This window comes from Micromonospora sp. NPDC048843 (assembly GCF_040649965.1).
GTDB classification, from domain to species: domain Bacteria; phylum Actinomycetota; class Actinomycetes; order Mycobacteriales; family Micromonosporaceae; genus Micromonospora; species Micromonospora hortensis.
Genome location: NZ_JBEZGJ010000400.1, coordinates 1 through 1,018 on the forward strand (window position 1 = coordinate 1; position 1,018 = coordinate 1,018).

Annotated in this window: 2 pseudogenes; one reads left to right on the plus strand and one right to left on the minus strand. The window is 62.8% G+C overall.

Annotated elements, in window-relative coordinates:
* Positions 1–445, minus strand: a pseudogene (locus AB0C20_RS36410) (hypothetical protein); the annotation flags it as partial.
* A 290-nt stretch (positions 446–735) separates the two neighbouring features.
* Here AB0C20_RS36410 and AB0C20_RS36415 point away from each other — a divergent pair.
* Positions 736–1,018 (plus strand): annotated as a pseudogene (locus AB0C20_RS36415) (hypothetical protein); the annotation flags it as partial.

Sequence of the window (1,018 nt, forward strand, 5' to 3'; positions counted from 1 at the left end):
AGGTCTTCCATTTGTTCACGCCCAGTTTGGGATCCGGGCGCAGCCAGTCGGTGTAGTAGCTGCCCCGGCCACCGATCGGCTGGATCACGTTGACGGGCTGGTCGGCCAGCCAGTCCAGCGCCTTGGTCTGGCCCTGCCAGTTCATTTTTCCCAGACCGGCGTCCAGACCGTTGAGCATGTACAGATTCGGGGCCGGCCGCGATTCGTCGGCCGGGCGCAGGACATCGATCCTGATCTCGGAGTCCATCGCCGCGGAGTGCACCGTCAGATGCCAGGTACGCCCGTCCTTCTCGATGGCGGTGATCGCCGGCGGCGCCGCGGTGGCGGTGCCACCCAACAGCACCGTGCCGGACAGCACGGTCAGTGCCACGGCGAACAGCCGCGACAGGAGGAGCTGAATTGACGCAGCAGACTTCATCGAATATTGCTTCCGGTCCAAGGCCACGAACGGCCACCGAGTCGAATTGTTTTCCCTTGCCGTCGTTCTCGGCGATCCGGCCGCGACGCCGAGAACCGAGTGGCCCGGACCTCGTCTCCGGGCATGACCGCCCAGGCCCGGCGCCGGCGGGCACCATCGAGGTCGGAGCGCGGATCATCGAGCAACACCCGATCATCGTAAACGGGCGATGAATTCCAGCCCTCGAGCAGCGGAAGGACCAGCGACGAGTGTGATCTGCGCCATCACGACAACTTTTCCGTAAGTGAATGCCAATGCCCGGCGGCCACAGTCGATCCATGTTCAATTGGTATGTCGCCCTGCTCGCGATCAGCGGGATCATCATGATCGCTCTGGCTTCGGTGAAGAACGGGCAGAGTACTGCGTCCCGCTCGCTGAACCTCATCTTCGGTGCCGTGTATCTGGGCTACGCGGCCTATCTCGCCTTCCTCTTCGACGGCGGCTCGTATCTGATCTTCTTCCATGCGTTCATCGTGACGGTGATGATGGTGGTGAACTTCTTACGCTACCGGACGCCTCGGCCGAAACTGAGCGACACACAGAAGGCGTGGCGCGAATACC